15 protein-coding genes and 1 tRNA gene are annotated in these 15872 nt (G+C 62.1%); 6 read left to right on the forward strand and 10 right to left on the reverse strand.

From position 1 onward, the window contains the following. Positions 1-80 precede the first annotated feature (80 nt). Entirely contained in the window at positions 81-1082 is a 1002-nt protein-coding gene (gene dusA / locus C4K27_RS10130; RefSeq protein ID WP_081002240.1) for a tRNA dihydrouridine(20/20a) synthase DusA, read from the reverse strand. A 225-nt stretch (positions 1083-1307) separates the two neighbouring features. Continuing rightward, complete coding sequence (locus C4K27_RS10135; protein WP_053260604.1) at positions 1308-1946, reverse strand: FMN-dependent NADH-azoreductase; 639 nt, start codon at positions 1944-1946, stop codon at positions 1308-1310. 94 nt (positions 1947-2040) lie between these two features. Between C4K27_RS10135 and C4K27_RS10140 the strand changes: the two genes are divergently transcribed. Further along, positions 2041-2895: a LysR family transcriptional regulator gene (locus C4K27_RS10140; protein ID WP_053260321.1), complete on the forward strand. Its 855-nt coding sequence runs from the start codon at positions 2041-2043 to the stop codon at positions 2893-2895. A 51-nt stretch (positions 2896-2946) separates the two neighbouring features. On the opposite strand, the gene C4K27_RS10145 is transcribed toward C4K27_RS10140, so the two are convergent. Beyond that, a complete protein-coding gene (locus C4K27_RS10145) occupies positions 2947-3435 on the reverse strand; it encodes a hypothetical protein (protein ID WP_009043006.1) in 489 nt (162 codons plus the stop codon). Between the two features lie 257 nt (positions 3436-3692). Here C4K27_RS10145 and C4K27_RS10150 point away from each other — a divergent pair, with 257 nt between their 5' ends. Continuing rightward, positions 3693-5255 carry a sensor domain-containing diguanylate cyclase gene (locus tag C4K27_RS10150; protein ID WP_053260322.1) on the forward strand — a complete coding sequence of 521 codons (1563 nt, stop codon included), beginning with the start codon at positions 3693-3695 and terminating at the stop codon, positions 5253-5255. A 27-nt stretch (positions 5256-5282) separates the two neighbouring features. On the opposite strand, the gene C4K27_RS10155 is transcribed toward C4K27_RS10150, so the two are convergent. Beyond that, positions 5283-5867 carry a GNAT family N-acetyltransferase gene (locus tag C4K27_RS10155; RefSeq protein WP_053260323.1) on the reverse strand — a complete coding sequence of 195 codons (585 nt, stop codon included), beginning with the start codon at positions 5865-5867 and terminating at the stop codon, positions 5283-5285. A gap of 188 nt (positions 5868-6055) precedes the next feature. Here C4K27_RS10155 and C4K27_RS10160 point away from each other — a divergent pair, with 188 nt between their 5' ends. Further along, positions 6056-6892, forward strand: a complete 837-nt coding sequence (locus tag C4K27_RS10160) for an arylamine N-acetyltransferase family protein (RefSeq protein WP_053260324.1) — start codon at positions 6056-6058, stop codon at positions 6890-6892. 12 nt (positions 6893-6904) lie between these two features. Here C4K27_RS10160 and C4K27_RS10165 read toward each other — a convergent pair whose 3' ends face one another. Then, positions 6905-7285 carry a DUF4952 domain-containing protein gene (locus C4K27_RS10165; RefSeq protein ID WP_053260325.1) on the reverse strand — a complete coding sequence of 127 codons (381 nt, stop codon included), beginning with the start codon at positions 7283-7285 and terminating at the stop codon, positions 6905-6907. A 103-nt stretch (positions 7286-7388) separates the two neighbouring features. Further along, entirely contained in the window at positions 7389-7808 is a 420-nt protein-coding gene (locus C4K27_RS10170) for a hypothetical protein (RefSeq protein WP_053260326.1), read from the reverse strand. Between the two features lie 239 nt (positions 7809-8047). Here C4K27_RS10170 and C4K27_RS10175 point away from each other — a divergent pair, with 239 nt between their 5' ends. Then, positions 8048-9586, forward strand: coding sequence for a nucleobase:cation symporter-2 family protein (locus tag C4K27_RS10175; protein WP_053260327.1), 1539 nt, complete (start codon positions 8048-8050; stop codon positions 9584-9586). Between the two features lie 52 nt (positions 9587-9638). On the opposite strand, the gene C4K27_RS10180 is transcribed toward C4K27_RS10175, so the two are convergent. Then, a complete protein-coding gene (locus C4K27_RS10180) occupies positions 9639-10796 on the reverse strand; it encodes an MFS transporter (protein ID WP_053260328.1) in 1158 nt (385 codons plus the stop codon). A 562-nt stretch (positions 10797-11358) separates the two neighbouring features. Then, a tRNA-Asn gene (locus C4K27_RS10185) sits at positions 11359-11434 on the reverse strand. A 270-nt stretch (positions 11435-11704) separates the two neighbouring features. Here C4K27_RS10185 and C4K27_RS10190 point away from each other — a divergent pair. Further along, on the forward strand, positions 11705-11938 hold the full coding sequence (locus C4K27_RS10190; protein ID WP_007923734.1) for a hypothetical protein: 234 nt from the start codon (positions 11705-11707) through the stop codon (positions 11936-11938). Between the two features lie 6 nt (positions 11939-11944). Here the strand turns inward: C4K27_RS10190 and C4K27_RS10195 are convergent, their stop codons facing one another. Both C4K27_RS10195 and C4K27_RS10200 read right to left on the reverse strand, forming a co-directional pair. Beyond that, positions 11945-12139, reverse strand: a complete 195-nt coding sequence (locus C4K27_RS10195; RefSeq protein ID WP_007923732.1) for a hypothetical protein — start codon at positions 12137-12139, stop codon at positions 11945-11947. 134 nt (positions 12140-12273) lie between these two features. Further along, a complete protein-coding gene (locus C4K27_RS10200) occupies positions 12274-13470 on the reverse strand; it encodes an amino acid aminotransferase (RefSeq protein ID WP_007923727.1) in 1197 nt (398 codons plus the stop codon). 336 nt (positions 13471-13806) lie between these two features. Here C4K27_RS10200 and uvrB point away from each other — a divergent pair, with 336 nt between their 5' ends. Continuing rightward, a complete protein-coding gene (uvrB, locus tag C4K27_RS10205; protein WP_007923725.1) occupies positions 13807-15822 on the forward strand; it encodes an excinuclease ABC subunit UvrB in 2016 nt (671 codons plus the stop codon). Positions 15823-15872 lie beyond the last annotated feature (50 nt).

Here is a 15872-nt window from a genome sequence, read left to right on the forward strand (position 1 = left end):
AAAAACAGGTGTTTGAATGCTGGGGCGCTATCCGTTTACTACGATGCCAAAACACCCATCAGGTTCAACCCGAGCGACTGTTAGCGACCTTCGAGCAACTGCCCGGCCTGATCCAGCAGCGCCAGCGGATCCTTGGCCTTGTGAATGTCCACCGAGAGCAACTGGCGGAACTTGCGCGCTCCCGGAAAACCGGTCCCCAGCCCCAACGCATGGCGAGTGATGTGGTGCATGGCGCCGCCCGTGGCCAGGTGCCTGGCGATATAAGGTCGCAACTGCGCCAGCGCCTCGGCCCGGGAAATCACCGGTGCGGTGCTGCCGAACAACTGCTGATCCACCTCCGCCAGCAGGTAAGGGTTGTGATAGGCCTCGCGGCCCAGCATCACCCCGTCGAAAGTCTGTAGATGCTCATGGCAGGCCTCCAGGGTCTTGATGCCGCCGTTGAGGACGATCTCCAGCTCGGGAAAATCCGCTTTCAAGCGTGCTGCCACGTCATAACGCAGGGGAGGAATGTCACGGTTTTCCTTCGGCGACAGCCCCTCAAGAATCGCGATCCGCGCATGCACGGTAAAGCTGGTGCACCCAGCCTCGCGCACCTGGCCGACGAAATCGCACAGTTGTTCATAACTGTCGCGGCCATTGATGCCGATCCGATGCTTGACCGTCACCGGAATGCTCACCGCATCGCGCATCGCCTTCACGCAATCGGCCACCAGGCCCGGATGCCCCATCAGGCAGGCGCCGATCATATTGTTCTGCACCCGATCGCTCGGGCAGCCAACGTTGAGGTTCACCTCGTCGTAACCATGCTCCTGCGCCATCCGCGCGCAAGCCGCCAGATCCGCCGGCGTACTGCCACCCAACTGCAACGCCAGGGGATGCTCGGACTCGTCGTGACGCAGAAAACGCTCATGGTCGCCATTGAGCAACGCACCGGTGGTGACCATCTCGGTGTAGAGCAGGGCCTGCTTGGACAGCAGGCGCAGGAAGAAGCGGCAGTGCCTGTCAGTCCAGTCCATCATCGGCGCCACGGAAAAGCGGCGGGAGAGGGCTGGCGAGGCAGTTGGAGCAGGAGATAAGAGCATTGGGCAATCTGGATGGGTGAGGCGAAGGAGGGGAAGTTTATCAGGAATGGAGTTCCGGGGTTGGAAGGGCGCGCATACCAGGAGGATGAATGGTCTTCGGTTCCTATATTCCGATCGGTTGCATGAACAACGGCAGGCTAATAAAAAGCGGGCGATCTTAAGGTCGCCCGCTTTTTTGTGTGATTCGATAGCCGCATGGCTAGGCGAATGTTCGCTGCATTTGAATCACTTGAAGCTGTCCGCCAGCTCCCTGGCCCGATTCCCGGCCTCTCGCCGCGCCACCTGATCCACCTCATGCCCCAGGATGGTCTTTTCCACGATCAGTGCATGCACCTGGGTGACGCCGACGAACTTCAACCAGGCTTCGACGTAGGGCTTCTGGAAGTCAAAGCGTTCCGCAGGCGTGTCGGATCGCGGCGAGAAGTCGAGGCCGCGGGCGTAGGCGACGACCGCAGTTTTGTTGTGCAGCAGGCCGCGCAGGCCGTGTTCGGCGGTGAAGCTGAAGAGGATGTCTTTCTGCGTGACCAGGTCGATGAAGTGCTTGAGCTTGTAGGGGATGCTGTAGTTCCACAGGGGTACGGAAAGTACCAGCAGATCGGCGTGGTGCAGGTGGGCGGCGAGAGTTTCGAGGGTGTTCCAGGCGTCTTGCTGGTCGGGGGACAGGGCCATGCCTTGCAGGCCAGCGTACTTGGCGTCCATGGCGTGCTGGTCGAATTCCGGCAGGTCCAGGCTCCACAGGTCCAGGGTGCTGACTTCGGTGTGTGGATGGTGGGTCTGATAGCGATCGATAAAACCTCGGGCGATTTGTTGCGAGGCGGAGCGCTCTTTGCGGGGGGAGCATTGGATATGCAGCAGGCGGGTCATGACGGCATCTCGGATGAGGAATGCCGACATTGCAACATAGCGCTTTACGGAATATAAATTGTAAATAAATGGCTGATTGATCACGTATCTTTATATGTTCGATGTTCTGTTGCTCAAGACCTTTGTAACGGTGGTGGACGAGGAAGGCTTCAGCCGTGCCGCTGAACGGCTGCACCTGACGCAGTCGGCGGTCAGCGGGCATCTGCGACGCCTGGAAGAGCAGGTCGGCAAGCCGCTGTTGACCCGTACCACGCGTTCCCAGCACTTGACTGCCGATGGCGAGCGCCTGATGGCCTATGCGCGAGCCATCCTCGCCTTGAACCGCGATGCCTGGGCTGAGCTGACGCGTTCGCCGTTTCACGGCCGGGTGCGGATCGGCATGTCCGAGGACTTTGTCGAGCCCCGCCTGCTGCGCCTTTTGCAGGAGTTCGCGGCGCAGTATCCGGGCATGGAAATCGATATACAGGTGAATATTCCCGGCACGCTGCTGGAGCGCATGCAGCAGGGCGGCCTTGAGGTGGTCATAGGTTCGCTGTGTGAAACCCGTGAGCCGGGCCTGCTGTTGTGGCAGGAGTCGCTGGTATGGGCCAGTTCCGCGTATCTGGTGGGTCGCTTGCCGACTCCGCTGCCACTGGCGCTGTTTCCCGAGCCATGCCCTTATCGGGCGGTAGCCCTGCAGCGTCTGGCACAAGCAGGAATCGCCCAGCGCACGGCAATGCTTTGCCCGAGCACCGCGGCGTTGCGCACGGCGGCCCTCTCCGGGTTCGCGGTGGCGCCGATAGCCACCAGCCAGCTGGGGCAAGGGCTTGCGGTATTGGGGGCTGAGCATGGCTTGCCGGTGCTGCCTGACGCGGAGTTTCGGCTGTTCACGGCCAAGGATGCCGATCAGGGCATAGTGGCTGCGTTGTCCCAGGTGATAGTGGCGTATTGTGCGGCGCGGCGGCTCTAGCCGTCGGCTTCAGCGGCGCGACTGCCCGAGGGGCAGTCGCTTGAGCGGGGTTCAGAGGTCCAGGCCTTCCTGGATCACGGACAACAAGGTGTCTTCGTTGAGTTCGAGCGGGTCCGGCCTGGATTTACCGGAGCCGGGAACCGTCTGGATCAGCCAGTGCCCCTCTCCATGTTCGCTGCCGTTGCGCAGCAGGTAGCGTTCAGGGCCTTTGCCGTGGATTTCGACACGCCCGGCGCCACCCGTGGTGAAGCGGGCGATAGGGTCGAGGAGGATGCTCTGGTGGTTGCCCTCGATCAGCAGTTGATCGATGGCATAGTTGAAGGTCGCACCAGAGGGGTGGCTCTCGAACACGCGAGTGGGGACGCGCCGGATATTCAGGCCGACCTCTGAAAGTGGAGTCAGCCAGGTCTCGACCTGGTGGTACATCTCATAGACCTGTGCAGGCCACAGCTCGATGGCCTTGTCTGCCGAGATGTCTTCCTTGGCCCAGCTGTCCTGTTTTTGTTTCAGCCTTGCGGCGAGTTCATCGACCTTACTCATTCCGACTTCCTATCGTGATGTGAGGGTAAGTGTAGTCTCGGAAGGTACTTTACCTTGGCGGAGGGTGGCCAGCGATTCATGACCCTCTGCTGGATGCCGATGTTTGTATTGTGACAGGGTGTTTTTTATATATCCCTGATGAGCATCAGAAAAATGCTCTACATTTTCAGACGTCGCCACCCTGAACTGTCCGCTATTACCTCTTAGGATTGGCCGGCCCGGCTGCATTGGATGCCTTACCCTGCCAGGATGATGCTTTGCCTATCCCGATTCACGATCCTCACCATGCCTCCGATCGAACCTTGAAACGGCTTCTGCTGCTCAAGGCCGCGGTGGTATTCATTTCGATGGTTTGCCTGTGCCTGTGCGGCCTGCTTTATCTGCAACTGGCGCAGTCCTATCACTACGATATGGCGCGGGCGCAGGTCGCCTCGTCGAACCTGACCCGGGCCATGGCGCAACAGGCCGAGGACACCTTCATCGAGGCCGACCTGGTGCTGGCCAGCCTGGCCGACTGGATTCAGAAGGATGGTTATGGCCCTGAGCAGAAGCCTTTCCTGCAGAAGATCTTTGCGCAGAGGGCGCAAGCGCTCAAACAGCTGCATGGCCTGTTCCTGTTCGACCGGGCGGGGCATTGGGTGGTCACCTCGTTCGAGCGCTTGCCACGCAGCGCAGGCGTGGCCCATCGCGACTACTTCCGCTTTCATCAGCAGAACGCTTCCTTGCTGGCCCACGTCGGGCCCGCGATCCGCAGTCGGGAAAACGGCGAGTGGATCATTCCGCTGACGCGGCGCCTGAACGACAAGCAGGGCAATTTCGAAGGCGTGCTGCTGGCCGGTATCCGGCTGGCCTATTTCGACCAGTTCTTCAAAAGCTTCGACATCGATGACAACGGCAGCATGTTCCTCGCCCTGTCCGATGGCACCCTGCTGGCGCGGCGTCCGCTGGAGGAGCGGCAGATCGGCGCATCCCTGGCGCGCGGGGAAATTTTCAGCAAGTACTTGCCTGAGTCTTCTTCGGGCACTGCGATGATTCGTTCGCTGGTCGACAGAAAGATGCGGCTCTACGGCTATCGGCAACTGGACGCCTACCCGCTGGTGGTGAGCGCGGCAAGTTCGAAGGATGCGGTCCTCAAGGACTGGTACGCCAGCGCCTACCAGTCCAGCGCCATTGTCGCCCTGGTGGTATTGGGGATCGGCTTGTTCGGCTGGGTCTTCGTGCACCAGGTACGCAACGGCGAGCGTATCGAGGCCGACCTGCGGACCGCACAGGCAGCGCTGGAGGTGATCGCGACCCATGACAGCCTGACCGGCCTGGCCAATCGCCGGCTGCTTGAGCGGGCGCTGGAAACCGAGTTCGGGCGCGGCGGGCGGCAGGCGAGCCCGCTGAGCCTGATCATGCTCGATATCGATTTCTTCAAGCGCTACAACGACACCTATGGCCATGTCGCCGGGGATCAGTGCCTGGCCGAGGTGGCGCAGGTGCTGAGGGATTGCTGTCAGCGCAAGGCCGACCTGGCGGTGCGGTATGGCGGGGAGGAATTCGTGATCCTGTTGCCCGATACCGAGATGCACGGGGCGCTGGCCATGGCCGAGCAGATTCGCTGCGGCGTCATGGAGAAAAACATCCCGCATACCGGCTCGCCCTTTGCACGAGTCACCCTCAGCCTGGGTTGCTACTGCTTCGTGCCGAACGGGCACGACAGCATCGAAGCGTTCCTCGAGCACGCCGATGCCGCGCTGTACCAGGCCAAGAAATCCGGACGCAATCAGGTGGCGATCGAGAGCGTCAGCCAACCGTTGGCCCGCTCGGATCGCTGATTGCTCGTTGCCTGTGCCTTTGGGCGCTCAGTCCTGATCCAGGTAGCCCAGCTTGTGTTCGAGATGTTGCCTCACGCCAGGCCATTCATCGTCGATGATGCTGAAACGCACCGAGTTGCGCTTGCGGCCATCGGGCATGATCCGTTCATGGCGCACGATGCCTTCCTGTTTTGCTCCCAGGCGCAGAATGGCGTTACGCGACTTTTCATTGATTTCGTCGGTGGTGAACTGCACCCGCACACAGTCGAGCCTCTCGAAGGCGTGGCGCAGCATCAGGTACTTGGCTTCGGTGTTGACGAAGGTTTTCTGCCAGCGCGTGGCGATCCAGGTGCTGCCGATTTCCAGCTTGCGGTTCTTGCGGTCGATCTTCCAGAAGCGGGTGCAGCCGATTACCTCGTTGCTGGCCTTAAGGACCGTGGCGAAGGGCAGGACAGTACCGGCGTCGCGACCGCTGAGGGCGATCTGCAGATAGTCGTCCACCGTCGCGCTGGACGGCACCACGGTGAACGGCAGGTTCCACAACTGGCCATCCTCGGCGGCCTTGACCAGGGCGTCGGCGTCGGAGAGTTGCAGCGGTCGCAGGAGGATTCGCGGGCCTTCCAGTATGTTCATGGCAGGTTTTTTCCAGCAGTGAAGGAGTGGGCTTCGGCCGTCTATTACAGGCAGACACCTAAGCCTTGGCAAGGTCCATTCATGGGCTGTTTCGAGCAGGGATATTGTCCAAATCAATTGTCGGTTCGGGGCTTTTATGGCTTATACATAGCGCCGATACGCGACACCTCATGCATAAGGACAACTCCATGAGTCAGCCCCACCTGATGAACTTCGCGCTTTACCTGCAACGGCTCGGCTACGACAGCGCGCCGCCGCCGAGCCTGGCGACCTTGCGCGAGTTGCAGTTGCGCCACACCAGCACCTTCGCTTTTGAAAGCCTGTCGACCCTGTTGCGCGTGCCGGTGCCGATCGACCTGGCTTCGGTGGAGCACAAGGTCCTGCATGAAGGCCGTGGCGGCTACTGCTACGAACTCAACCAGATGTACCAGGTGCTGTTGCAGCACCTGGGCTATGAGACGCGGGGCATTACCGGGCGAGTGGTGATGGGCGGGCCGGAAGATGCCTGGTCCGCGCGCGCTCACCGCCTGGTACTGCTGACCCTGGACGGCGTGCGTTATGTCTCGGATGTCGGCTTTGGCGGCATGGTGCCCACCGCGCCGCTGCTGCTCGATACCGAGGACGAGCAGGCCACGCCCCACGAGCCCTATCGCATCACCCAGCGTGATGGCAGTTACACCCTGCGCGCCAAGGTCGCCGGCGAGTGGCGGGCGATGTATGTATTTGACCTGCAGCGGCAGGAAACCGTGGATTACGAAATGGGTAACTGGTTCGTCTCGACCCACAAGAACTCGCCGTTTCTCGGTCAGCTGAAAGTCGCGCTGATGGGCGAAGGCCTGCGCCGGACCCTGAATAACGGCAGCTACGCCGTGCATCGCCTGGGCCAGGACAGCGAGCGCCGGCAGATCACCGACCCCGACGAGTTGATTGCCTTGTTGCAGAATGAGTTCGCCATTCGGGTGCCGCAGCACCCGCGGCTGCGAGAGGTCCTTGGCGAATTGCTCGCGCTGCCGCAACCGGCCTGATCGGTCCGGGCTTCAGGGTTCCTCGGTGTCGAGGTCGATAGTCAGATAGAAATAGTCGATATCCCCCCAGGCTTCGCGGCGATCGACGAAGGTTTCCGCCGACCCCATGAACAGGCTGTAGCCCAACTGGCTGCGCGGGTCACGGTAGAAGCCAGGCGGCGCATCCCAGACACAACAGGAGCGCCGCAGGGGCGGCATCCGGAACTGCTCGCCCAGGTAGCGTTCGGCAGCCTGGGCATCACGCCCCGCCAGGCGATAGGTGGCGCGCAGCGGCTTGGTCTGCAACTCGGGTTCGGAGTGACATTCGAGGAACTCGATAAAGGCGGGCTTGTTGCCGATCTGAGCCAGGAAGTCGCTGCAGACCGGCGCGGCCTGGGCGCCGGACGCCAGCATCAATAACGCAGGGCTGATCAGGATCGAGAGGCATCTGTTCGCGTGGCGATTCCTTCCAGGCTGAGCACTCTTTTGTTGAGCAAAGCCCCCAGGCAGCTCAGGGTCAGCGCCATAAAGGCGTCCGCTCATAACCATCCTTCAGATGGCGGCGATACGTCCAGTGAGTCAGCAGCGCAATCAACGCACTGTCCAGCAGCCAGAGCGGCATCAGCAGGCGCAAGGCCGGGTGAAGGCAAAGTACACCGGCGATCGACAGCCCCAGCAGCAGGCTGCTGAACCAATTGGCCAGGCCTTTGGCGCAGAGCAGGGCGTACAGCGGGGTAAACACCAGCGCCATGGGCAGAAAGCCAAACAGCAGGCCACCGCTGATGAACAAGGCGAATGCCCCAAGGGCAAACCAGAACCCTTGCCACAGGCTATCGGCGAAACACGCACTGAATACTGCAACTGCGAAGCCCTGTAGCACTATGACTGTGCGGAAGCTGCCATAGGCGAGGATAAAGGTTTGCCATAGATGATTCATTCAAGCGCTTCCATGCGTAGACGAAGGGCGGTGCCTGGGTAGGCGCCCTTTGGAGGCGGGGGATTCTATCAGGGTGTCTGGCGCAGTGTTCGGCAGGTGAAAGGCGGGGGCGGGTTATCGGGTATCGCGGTTTTATGAGGTTGGGCTGTGTCGAATAAAGTGTATACAACTCTATAGACATTTGTCCCGACTGTTGAATACAGTGTGCCCCATAACAAAAATCAGGGAACCCCCCAACCATGAAAACGCCCTCTGTTTCACCGCAACGGCCTGAAGATGAAAACCTGGGTCTTGGCGCGAATATGGCTTACGGCCTGCAACATGTCCTGACCATGTACGGCGGTATCGTTGCGGTGCCTTTGATCGTTGGCCAGGCCGCCGGCCTGGCGCCGGCGGACATCGGTCTGCTGATCGCGGCGTCGTTGTTCGCCGGCGGTCTGGCAACTCTCCTGCAAACCCTCGGCCTGCCGTTTTTCGGCTGTCAGCTGCCGCTGGTCCAGGGCGTGTCCTTCTCGGGCGTGGCGACCATGGTGGCGATTGTCAGCAGCGGTGGCGAAGGGGGCTTCCAGTCGATTCTCGGGGCGGTGATCGCCGCCTCGTTGATCGGTCTGCTGATCACTCCGGTGTTTTCACGCATCACCAAGTTCTTTCCACCGCTGGTCACGGGCATCGTGATCACCACCATCGGCCTGACCCTGATGCCAGTGGCGGCGCGCTGGGCCATGGGTGGCAACAGCCATGCGGAAAACTTCGGCAGCATGGCCAATATCGGCCTGGCGGCGATCACCCTGGTGTTGGTGTTGCTGCTGAGCAAGATCGGTAGCGCGACCATCTCCCGGCTGTCGATCCTGCTGGCCATGGTGGTGGGCACGATCATCGCGGTGTTCCTGGGCATGGCCGATTTCTCCATGGTCACCCAGGGGCCGATGTTCGGCTTCCCGACGCCGTTTCATTTCGGCATGCCGACTTTCCATTTCGCCGCCATCTTGTCGATGTGCATCGTGGTCATGGTGACCCTGGTGGAAACCTCGGCCGACATCCTCGCGGTGGGTGAGATCATCGACACCAAGGTCGACTCCAAGCGTCTGGGCAATGGCCTGCGCGCCGACATGCTGTCGAGCATGATCGCGCCGATCTTCGGTTCCTTCACCCAGAGCGCCTTCGCCCAGAACGTCGGGCTGGTGGCGGTGACCGGGATCAAGAGCCGTTATGTGGTGGCTACCGGCGGGGTGTTCCTGGTGATCCTCGGCCTGCTGCCGTTCATGGGGCGGGTGATTGCCGCCGTACCGACTTCGGTGCTCGGCGGGGCCGGTATCGTGCTGTTCGGCACCGTGGCGGCCAGCGGTATCCGGACCCTGTCCAAGGTCGACTACCGTAACAACGTCAACCTGATCATCGTTGCCACCTCGATCGGCTTCGGCATGATTCCCATCGCCGCGCCGAACTTCTACGACCATTTCCCAAGCTGGTTCGCCACCATCTTCCATTCCGGCATCAGCTCCTCGGCGATCATGGCCATTGTGCTGAACCTCACCTTCAACCACTTCACCCTGGGCAACTCGGACCAGCAATCGGTGTTTGCCGTGGCGTCCGAGCGTACCCTGCGCTACCAGGACCTGGCAGCGTTGCGTGAGGGCGATTATTTCAGCGGCGGCAAGCTGCACGATGCCGAGGGCAACGAGATTCCGGTGGTGGATACGTCCCATGGCGAGCATGCTCCGGCTGCTCATCAGGCGTCGTCCCATGCCTCGAGCGCGGTCGAAACCAGCAAGGTCTAGGGCCGGCTGAATCGCCAGGCTGGACGCAATCAGTCCAGTCCTGGCCGGCTAGCTACTCCGCGACCCGCTCCGGCAGCCCTTGCCGGACCAGCGCCAAGGCGAACAGCACCACCACGGCGGCTGCCGCCGACAGCGTCAAGGGCAGGCCGTGGGCGCCACCGCTCATGGCTGCACCGCTGAGCAGCGGCCCCAGCAGGCTGCCGATCCCCCACAACAAGCCCGCGCTGGCGTTGGCCGTGACCAGGTCGGGGCCGCTGAACTCCTGGCCGATCAGGATGATCGCCAGGGTGTACACCCCGCCGGCCGCCGCGCCGAGTATCACCAGGCTCGGCCAGAGCAGCGCCGGGTAGTTCATCAACAGTGGCAGCCCCAGGCCGATCACCAACGACACCACGCCGCAGCCCAGGTAGATGGCGGCGCGTCCGGCCTTGTCCGACAGCCAGCCCAGAGGAAACTGGAACGCCGCATCCCCCAGCAGAATGATGCTGACCATCAGCGCCGCGAGCTTGATGGCGTAGCCGTGGGTCGCGGCGTAGACCGGAAACAGCGAGAGAATCACCGTATCGAAGAAGGCGAAGAACAGGATGCCCACGCACAGTGCCGGCGCCACCCGGATAAAGCCCAGCACCGAGAAGCTTTTGTTTGTGGCGTGTCCGGCAACGGGGCGCTGGCGTGGCAGGGTCAGCCAGATCACCGCAATGGCCAGCAGGTAACCGGTGCTGACCGTGGCGATCACCGCCGGCCCCTCGGTGCCGAGCAGGGCCACCAGGCCGGGGCCGATCATCTGGAACACGGTGAAACAGGTGGTGTAGACCGCGATCACTCGGCCGCGCACGGCGTCCGCGGCCATCTCGTTGACCCAGGTTTCTCCCAGGATGATGATCAGCCCGGCGCCGAAGCCCATGACGATCCGCGACAGCCCCAGGCCGGTCAGGCTGATCCCGGGGAGCTCCAGGGCGCCGATGCTGAGGGCGCACAGGCTGAAACACAGCAGGTAGATCTGCCGGCGGCTGAGTCTCTGGCATAGCCCGTTCACCAGGAACGCCGACAGCATCATGCCGGCGGCGGGAAGGGCCGACATGATGCCGATCTGGGTGTTCGAGGCGCCGGCCTGATATAGGCGCAAGGCAATGACCGGTACGGTGGAGCCGATGCTCAGGCCGACAATCGAGATGCCGAGGATCAGCGCGGCCAACAGGGTTTTATTCATGGAATACACCTGCACCCGATGGGGCGGGTGCTTAAAAACGGTTTGTTGTGGCGCGGCGCTTTTGCTCGGGCAGGGTTGCGGTTCGGCATACGCGGGCGTAGGTCGGGCCGGGGTTCTGCGGTGCAAAGCGGCGGATGGGGCGGTGCGCGGCGAGCGAGAGCCGCAGCTGTATCAGGTCCGCGCCGGCTTCAGGCGCAACGGTGGGGTTCAGGCGTGAGGGGAGAAAGTGAAGGCGAACAGCACGCTGCGGCGGCGTCGATTGATCGCGCAGTCGGATTGCGACACCGCGAAGGTCTGCGATGGGCTCATCGAGAGAAAGCTGTGATGGGGCTGTGCGGGGAAAAACATGAGTCGTGACGGCTGGCGTGAGAAGGGGCACAGCCTACTTCAGGCGCTGGCGCCAGGCAATCGGAGACAGGCTGGAATCGGCTGCAGCGCAAACGTGTATCCGCATGCCGGTCTGGCATGCGCTGAATCGATCTTGGGGAGGGTGACGCTGAACTGATTCGCCGCAGGAGCAGGGCGCTCCTTGAAGTGTTGCTGGCCAATCAGTGTAGGAAGATGGCTCCACGACCTGGACTCGAACCAGGGACCCAGTGATTAACAGTCACTTGCTCTACCAACTGAGCTATCGCGGAATGCGGCGTATCTTACTGATTAAGAAGGAGAAGTCAAGTATCCCCAAATAATTTTTCGCTTGAGTGAGCCTGGTCGACCCTGGCCATTGTGCCAATCCGCGGCTATTTGGCCGTTGGCGGTTACCGGAATCGCGGCACAGGTCTACCATGGCGCCCCGGCAGTGGTTTCACGCGCTCCCGGCTTCCAGCCGAAAAGGTAACGCTCATGACCCTGTTCAAGTTTTTACCCGCCACGCTGCTTGCCCTGTCGCCTCTGCTTGAGGAGGTTTTATGAGCATCGAGCAGATCAGCCTGCCCAAAGGCGTCGGTCCCCAGGCCATGAAACTGTGGGATGCCATTACCCAGGCCGGATCGGCCGCTGAATTGAACCGCGCGGGTGGCAAGGCCGAAGGTTTTGTCCTCGGGCTGGAAAGCGCCAAGGCCATCAAGAGCCAGGTCGCCGAGTCGCTGTACGTGGCCTTCGATGATGCCGCCAGCCAGCGCAGCGCTGAACTGGCCGGTTGAGCGTTCTCAACCGCCGAAAGTGAAGGTGCCCAGCATGAATTTCGCGGCCAGCGATGTGGCCGCCAGTTGCACCAGCCACAGCGCCAGGCCACCGAGAAATACCCCCAGGGCAATTTGCAGGACCAGGTTCCTTTCGCGTTTCTGCGGGCGGGGGAAGTGGTCCAGTTCGTCGCGGTCGGCTCGCAGGTCGTCGTGTCTCATGGGGCGTTCTCGATAGGGAAGCGATAGGGAAGAAGGCAAGCTGAATTCAGTCTAGTGGGCATCGGGTCGGCGAGGGCGGCCCACAAAAAAGGGGGAAGCCCAAAGGCTTCCCCCTTTCACTCACCGCGGGTGGCTCAGATCACCTGGATGATGGCCTTGGTCACGACGTCGATGTTGTTCTGGTTCAGCGCGGCCACGCAGATGCGGCCGGTGTCCAGGGCGTAGATGCCGAACTCGTTGCGCAGGCGCGTCACTTGTTCGACGGTCAGGCCGGAGTAGGAGAACATGCCGCGCTGGCGGGCCACGAAGCTGAAGTCGCGCTGTGGCGCGCCCTTGGCCAGCAGGTCGACCATCTGCAGGCGCATGCCGCGGATCCGCAGGCGCATTTCGGCCAGTTCGGCTTCCCACTGGGCGCGCAGTTCCGGGCTGTTGAGCACGGCGGCGACGATGCTTGCACCGTGGGTCGGCGGGTTGGAGTAGTTGGTGCGGATCACGCGCTTGACCTGCGACAGCACGCGCGCGCTTTCTTCTTTCGATTCGCTGACGATCGACAGGGCGCCAACGCGCTCGCCGTACAGCGAGAACGACTTGGAGAACGAGCTGGAGACGAAGAAGGTCAGGCCCGACTCGGCGAACAGGCGCACGGCGGCGGCGTCTTCGGCGATGCCGTCACCGAAGCCCTGGTAGGCCATGTCGAGGAACGGCACCAGGTTTTTCGCCTTGATCACCTGCAGCACGTTTTTCCAGTCTTCCGGGCTCAGGTCGACGCCGGTCGGGTTGTGGCAGCAGGCGTGCAGGACCACGATCGACTGGGCTGGCAGGGCATTCAGGTCTTCCAGCAGGCCGACGCGGTTCACGTCGTGGGTGGCGGCGTCGTAGTAGCGGTAGTTCTGCACCGGGAAACCGGCGGTTTCGAACAGCGCGCGGTGGTTCTCCCAGCTTGGGTCGCTGATGGCCACGACCGCGTCAGGCAGCAGCTGCTTGAGGAAGTCGGCGCCGATCTTCAGCGCGCCGGTACCGCCGACGGCCTGGGTGGTGACCACGCGACCGGCGGCCAGCAGCGGCGAGTCGTTGCCGAACAGCAGCTTCTGCACGGCCTGGTCGTAGGCGGCGATACCGTCGATTGGCAGGTAGCCACGGGAGGCATGTTGAGCGGCGCGGATCGTCTCGGCTTCGACAACGGCGCGCAGGAGTGGAATTCGCCCCTCCTCGTTGCAGTAAACACCGACCCCCAGGTTGACCTTGTTGGTACGGGTATCGGCGTTGAATGCTTCGTTGAGGCCCAGGATAGGATCGCGTGGTGCCATTTCGACAGCGGAGAACAGGCTCATTATTACGGCGGCTCTGAATGGAGTGTGGAGGGACGTGTCGCGCTCCAGCCGAATGCACTAGAGCGGTGCACAAACGGGGAGCTAGTATAGAGGCACATCACTGCGCGCGGCGACAGCTGAAAGGGCTTTTCCGGCAAGTTTTTCGGTTTATTTTTCGACCGTTAGTCTTATTGCAACGTCAAAGTCGTACAGGGGCTTAGGAGCTTTACCTTGAAAGCTGTGGAATTTGCCTCCACATCCAGCACAATCCAGTATTTTCCCGGCGACACTCGTCGTTTGTGGTCTTTCTCGTTCCTGTGCGGCGGCGTCGTGCTGGAGTGAACCCAGAGGTACGTTATGTCTGAATTCCAGCTAGTCACCCGCTTCCAGCCCGCCGGCGACCAGCCGGAGGCCATCCGGCTGATGGTCGAGGGCATCGAGGCCGGGCTGGCGCACCAGACGCTGCTCGGTGTGACCGGCTCGGGCAAGACCTTCAGCATCGCCAACGTGATCGCCCAGGTACAGCGTCCGACCCTGGTGCTGGCGCCGAACAAGACCCTGGCCGCGCAGTTGTACGGCGAGTTCAAGGCGTTCTTCCCGAACAACGCGGTGGAGTACTTCGTTTCCTACTACGACTACTACCAGCCGGAAGCCTATGTACCTTCGTCCGACACCTTTATCGAGAAAGATGCCTCGATCAACGACCATATCGAGCAGATGCGCCTGTCGGCGACCAAGGCGCTGCTGGAGCGCAAGGACGCCATCATCGTCACCACGGTGTCGTGCATCTACGGCCTGGGCAGCCCGGAAACCTATCTGAAGATGGTGTTGCACGTCGATCGCGGCGACAAGCTCGACCAGCGCGCCTTGCTGCGCCGCCTGGCCGACCTGCAGTACACCCGTAATGACATGGATTTTGCCCGCGCCACCTTCCGGGTGCGCGGCGATGTGATCGATATCTACCCGGCGGAATCCGACCTGGAAGCAATCCGCATCGAGCTGTTCGATGACGAGGTGGAAAGCATCTCCGCTTTCGACCCGCTGACCGGCGAAGTGATCCGCAAGCTGCCGCGTTTCACCTTCTATCCCAAGAGCCACTACGTGACGCCGCGGGAAACCCTGCTGGATGCCATCGAGGGGATCAAGGTCGAGTTGCAGGAACGCCTGGAGTACCTGCGCAGCAACAACAAGTTGGTGGAAGCCCAGCGCCTGGAGCAGCGCACCCGTTTCGACCTGGAGATGATCCTCGAGCTGGGTTACTGCAACGGCATCGAAAACTACTCGCGCTACCTGTCCGGGCGGCCTGCCGGGGCGGCGCCGCCGACCCTGTATGACTATTTGCCGGCGGACGCCTTGCTGGTGATCGACGAGTCCCACGTCAGCGTGCCGCAGGTCGGCGCCATGTACAAAGGCGACCGCTCCCGCAAGGAAACCCTGGTGGAGTACGGTTTCCGCCTGCCCTCGGCATTGGACAACCGGCCGATGCGCTTCGACGAGTGGGAAGGGGTCAGCCCGCAGACCATCTTCGTCTCGGCCACGCCGGGCAACTATGAAGCCGAGCATGCCGGCCGGGTGGTCGAGCAGGTGGTGCGCCCGACCGGCCTGGTCGACCCGCAGGTGGAAGTACGTCCGGCGCTGACCCAGGTCGATGACCTGCTGTCGGAAATCACCAAGCGCGTGGCCGTGGAAGAGCGGGTCCTGGTGACCACCCTGACCAAGCGCATGGCTGAGGACCTGACCGATTACCTCGCCGATCACGGTGTGCGGGTGCGTTATCTGCACTCGGACATCGACACCGTGGAGCGGGTCGAGATCATCCGCGATCTGCGCCTGGGCACTTTCGATGTGCTGGTGGGGATCAACCTGCTGCGCGAAGGCCTGGACATGCCGGAAGTGTCGCTGGTGGCGATTCTCGATGCGGACAAGGAAGGTTTCCTGCGCTCCGAGCGCTCGCTGATCCAGACCATCGGCCGTGCCGCGCGTAACCTCAACGGCCGGGCGATTCTCTACGCCGACCGCATCACCGGCTCCATGGAGCGGGCGATCGGCGAGACCGAGCGCCGTCGCGACAAGCAGATCGCCTTCAACCTGGCCAATGGCATCACCCCCAAAGGCGTGTTCAAGGACGTCGCCGACATCATGGAAGGCGCCACCGTGCCCGGTTCGCGCAGCAAGAAGCGCAAAGGCATGGCCAAGGCCGCCGAGGAAAACGCCCGCTACGAAAACGAACTGCGCTCGCCCAGCGAGATCACCAAGCGCATTCGCCAGCTCGAAGAGAAGATGTACCAGTTGGCCCGCGATCTGGAGTTCGAAGCTGCGGCGCAGATGCGCGACGAAATCGGCAAGCTGCGCGAGCGTTTGCTGACGGTTTGAGCCTCACCTGTAGTCGCTGCCGCAGGCTGCGATCGGCCGGTACGGCCGTG

This window comes from Pseudomonas chlororaphis subsp. chlororaphis (genome assembly GCF_003945765.1).
Classification (GTDB): domain Bacteria; phylum Pseudomonadota; class Gammaproteobacteria; order Pseudomonadales; family Pseudomonadaceae; genus Aquipseudomonas; species Aquipseudomonas chlororaphis.

Coding starts and splice junctions, on each gene's coding strand:
- dusA (WP_081002240.1), bottom strand. CDS start 1,082: ATGCTCTTATCTCCTGCTCCAACTGCCTCGCCAGCCCTCTCCCGCCGC.
- C4K27_RS10135 (WP_053260604.1), bottom strand. CDS start 1,946: ATGACCCGCCTGCTGCATATCCAATGCTCCCCCCGCAAAGAGCGCTCC.
- C4K27_RS10140 (WP_053260321.1), top strand. CDS start 2,041: ATGTTCGATGTTCTGTTGCTCAAGACCTTTGTAACGGTGGTGGACGAG.
- C4K27_RS10145 (WP_009043006.1), bottom strand. CDS start 3,435: ATGAGTAAGGTCGATGAACTCGCCGCAAGGCTGAAACAAAAACAGGAC.
- C4K27_RS10155 (WP_053260323.1), bottom strand. CDS start 5,867: ATGAACATACTGGAAGGCCCGCGAATCCTCCTGCGACCGCTGCAACTC.
- C4K27_RS10160 (WP_053260324.1), top strand. CDS start 6,056: ATGAGTCAGCCCCACCTGATGAACTTCGCGCTTTACCTGCAACGGCTC.
- C4K27_RS10165 (WP_053260325.1), bottom strand. CDS start 7,285: ATGCTGGCGTCCGGCGCCCAGGCCGCGCCGGTCTGCAGCGACTTCCTG.
- C4K27_RS10170 (WP_053260326.1), bottom strand. CDS start 7,808: ATGAATCATCTATGGCAAACCTTTATCCTCGCCTATGGCAGCTTCCGC.
- C4K27_RS10175 (WP_053260327.1), top strand. CDS start 8,048: ATGAAAACGCCCTCTGTTTCACCGCAACGGCCTGAAGATGAAAACCTG.
- C4K27_RS10180 (WP_053260328.1), bottom strand. CDS start 10,796: ATGAATAAAACCCTGTTGGCCGCGCTGATCCTCGGCATCTCGATTGTC.
- C4K27_RS10190 (WP_007923734.1), top strand. CDS start 11,705: ATGAGCATCGAGCAGATCAGCCTGCCCAAAGGCGTCGGTCCCCAGGCC.
- C4K27_RS10195 (WP_007923732.1), bottom strand. CDS start 12,139: ATGAGACACGACGACCTGCGAGCCGACCGCGACGAACTGGACCACTTC.
- C4K27_RS10200 (WP_007923727.1), bottom strand. CDS start 13,470: ATGAGCCTGTTCTCCGCTGTCGAAATGGCACCACGCGATCCTATCCTG.
- uvrB (WP_007923725.1), top strand. CDS start 13,807: ATGTCTGAATTCCAGCTAGTCACCCGCTTCCAGCCCGCCGGCGACCAG.